Here is a 3,486-nt window from a genome sequence, read left to right as displayed (position 1 = left end):
CGCCCGCCCCCCCCCCCCCCCCCCCCGCTTTCAGCCCGCGCGACAGTGACGAGCTGGCGGAGTGGTATCTGGCGAACCCGGACGCGGTGTTGATCGCGGGGGCGACGGATGTCGGGCTTTGGGTGACCAAGTCGCTGCGCGACTTGCGGCCGGTGGCGTTTCTGAACGGTGTGCGGGACCTGCGGGGGATCGAGGTGCAGGGCGGGCAGTTGCACGTTGGGGCTGGCGTGACGATTGCGGATTTGCAGGAGGCGGTGGCGGAGCGGTTGCCTTCGTTTGCTGAGCTTTTGCGGCGGTATGCGTCGGTGCAGATCAGGAATGCGGCGACGATCGGGGGGAACATCGCCAATGGCTCGCCGATCGGGGACGGGCCGCCGGCGCTGATCGCGCTGGGCGCGACGCTGCATTTGCGGCGGGGGGATGAGATGCGGGCGATGGCCCTGGAGGACTTCTTCCTGGAGTACCGGAAGCAGGACCGGCGGGCGGGGGAGTTTGTGGCGGGGGTGTCGTTCCCGGATCAGGCTCCGGCGCTCAGGTGCTACAAGATTTCCAAGCGGTTCGATCAGGATATCTCGGCGGTCTGCGGGTGTTTCAATGTGACGGTCGAGGGGGGCCGGGTGGCCTCGGCCCGGATCGCGTTTGGCGGGATGGCGGGGGTGCCGAAGCGGGCCTCGTTGGCGGAGGCGGCGCTGGTGAGCCGGGAGTGGTCCGAGGCGACAGTCGAGGCGGCGGCGGAGGCGATGGCGGGGGATTTCACGCCTTTGTCGGACGTGCGGGCGTCGGCCGGGTATCGGATGCTGGTGGCGCAGAACCTGATGCGGCGGTATTTCCATGATCTGGCGGGCGTGCCGGTTTCGGTGCTGGAGGTGACCCCGTGAGCATGGGGAAAGCCCTGCCCCACGATGCCGCACCCCTGCATGTGACGGGTGAGGCGCGGTATATCGATGACTTGGCGCTCCCTTCCAACGCGCTGCATCTGGCCTTTGGGCTGTCGAGTGTCGCGCATGGCGAGATCGCCGGGCTTGACCTTTCGGCCGTAAGGGCCGCGCCCGGTGTGGTCGCGGTGATGTCGGCGGAGGATTTGCCGGACATGCCGGACTGCTCACCTTCGGCGCATGACGAGCCGTTGTTGGCGGTGGGGAAGGTCCATTACGTCGGGCAGCCGGTGTTTCTGGTGATCGCGGAGAGCCACCTTGCGGCGCGGAAGGCGGCTCGGTTGGGGAAGGTTTCTTATCGGGAGCTTCCGGCGCTGTTGACCGTCGATGACGCGTTGGCGGCGAACAGCCGGTTCGAGCAGGGGCCGGTGGTTTGGGCCAAGGGAGATGCGGCGGGGGCGATTGCCAAAGCGCCTCGGGTGATCGAAGGGTCGTTCGAGGTTGGCGGGCAGGAGCACTTCTACCTTGAGGGCCAGGTCGCGGCCGCGATCCCGCAGGAGGGCGGGGATTTCGTGGTGCATTCCTCGACCCAGCATCCGACCGAGGTGCAGCACAAGGTGGCCCATGCGCTGCATCTGCCGATGAGTGCGGTCCGCGTGGAAGTGCGGCGGATGGGTGGGGGGTTCGGGGGGAAGGAATCTCAGGGGAACGCGCTGGCGATTGCCTGTGCGGTCGCCGCAAGGGCGACGGGGCGGCCTTGCCGGATGCGGTACGACCGCGATGACGACATGATGATCACGGGCAAGCGACACGATTTTCGGATCAGGTATCGCGCGGGTGTGGATGATGAGGGACGGGTGCTGGGGCTGGAGTTCCAGCATCTTGTCCGCTGTGGGTGGTCTCAGGATTTGAGCCTGCCGGTGGCGGACCGGGCGATGCTGCATGCGGACAATTGCTATTGGTTGCCGAATATCCGGATCGAGAGCCATCGGTTGAAGACCAATACCCAGAGTGCGACGGCGTTTCGGGGGTTCGGGGGGCCTCAGGGGATGCTGGGGATCGAGCGGGTCATGGATCATGTTGCCTTTGCGGTGGGTCGGGAGCCGCTGGAGGTGCGAAAGCTGAACTTCTATCGCGGGATGGAGAGTGCGGGAGCCTCCGGCGGGGATGTTTCCGGACAAAGAATGTTGCAGACGACGCCTTATCACATGCCGGTCGAGGATTTCATCGGGCATGAGCTGGTTGGGGAGCTCGAGCGGACCTCCGGTTACGCGGCGCGGAAGGCGGCGATTGCTGAGTGGAATGCGGGGAGCCCGGTGTTGAAGCGGGGGATTGCGCTGACGCCGGTGAAGTTCGGGATATCGTTCACTTTGACCTGGCTGAACCAGGCGGGGGCGCTGGTGCATGTGTATCAGGATGGGTCGATCCAGCTGAACCATGGCGGGACGGAGATGGGGCAGGGGTTGTTCCAGAAGGTGGCGCAGGTGACGGCTTCGGTCTTCGGGCTGGATGCTGGGGTGGTGAAGATCACCGCGACGGATACGGGGAAGGTGCCGAATACCAGCGCTACGGCGGCATCGTCGGGGTCGGACCTGAACGGGATGGCGGCGAAGGCGGCGGCGGAGGTGATCCGGGGGCGGTTGGCGGAGTTCATCGCCGAGAAGCATCAGGTGAAGCCTTCGGCGGTGAAGTTCGTGGATGGCTCGGTCCGGGTGGCGGGCGAGGTTTACCCGTGGGCTCAGGTGGTGGCCTGGGCTTATCAGGCGCGGGTGTCGCTGTCGTCGACCGGGTTCTATGCCACGCCGAAGATCGTCTGGGACCGGGTGCGGGGGACGGGGCGGCCGTTCTTCTACTTCGCCTATGGCGCGGCGGTGACGGAGGTGGTGATCGACCGGCTGACGGGTGAGAACCGGATTTTGCGGGCGGATATCTTGCACGACACGGGGACGTCTTTGAACCCGGCTTTGGATATCGGGCAGGTCGAGGGGGCCTATGTGCAGGGGGTCGGGTGGCTGACGACGGAGGAGCTGGTGTGGGACGGGAAGGGGCGGCTTTCGACGCATGCTCCGAGTACCTACAAGATCCCGGCCTGTTCGGACCGGCCCGATGTCTTCAACGTGGCTTTGTGGGGGAAGCCCAACCGGGAGGATGCGGTAGGGAAATCGAAGGCGGTGGGGGAGCCGCCGTTGATGCTGGGGATATCGGCTTTCCTGGCGCTGAGCGATGCGGTGGCGGCCTGCGGGGATGGGTCGGTTTATCCGGCGCTGGATGCTCCGGCGACGGCGGAGAGGGTGCTGATGGCGGTGCGGCGGGTTGAAGGGGGGTACGATTTTTCGGCGAAAAATCGGGGTGGGGGTGGGGATGTTTGATCTGGCGGCCCTTGCCGAAGCCTTGCGCGACCATGGACGGGTGGCGCGGGTGGTGATTGCAGGGGTCGAGGGGTCGAGCCCGCGCGAGGTCGGGGCGTCGATGCTGGTCTGGCGTGAGGGTCAGTCGGGGACGATTGGTGGCGGGGCGCTGGAGTATGCGGCTGCTGCGAAGGCGCGGGAGTGGCTGGCGGCGTGGCCCCCCTCCCCTACCCTCCCCCCCGTCGGGGAGAGGGGGTCCGTTG

General features: G+C 66.6%; 3 protein-coding genes. All 3 read left to right on the top strand.

What is annotated here, in order from left to right; all coding sequences use genetic code 11:
- A partial coding sequence (locus ACRCSW_RS06900; RefSeq protein WP_438703715.1) for an FAD binding domain-containing protein occupies positions 1-878 on the top strand: 878 nt, incomplete at its 5' end.
- A complete protein-coding gene (gene xdhB, locus ACRCSW_RS06895) occupies positions 875-3,244 on the top strand; it encodes a xanthine dehydrogenase molybdopterin binding subunit (RefSeq protein WP_438703713.1) in 2,370 nt (789 codons plus the stop codon). The genes ACRCSW_RS06900 and xdhB, both read left to right, overlap by 4 nt.
- Positions 3,237-3,486: XdhC family protein (locus tag ACRCSW_RS06890; RefSeq protein ID WP_438703712.1), on the top strand; the 250-nt coding region annotated here is incomplete at its 3' end. The genes xdhB and ACRCSW_RS06890, both read left to right, overlap by 8 nt.

The sequence above is a fragment of the Tabrizicola sp. genome (assembly GCF_051645465.1).
Lineage (GTDB): Bacteria > Pseudomonadota > Alphaproteobacteria > Rhodobacterales > Rhodobacteraceae > Tabrizicola.
This window is presented reverse-complemented; position numbering and strand designations above follow the sequence as displayed.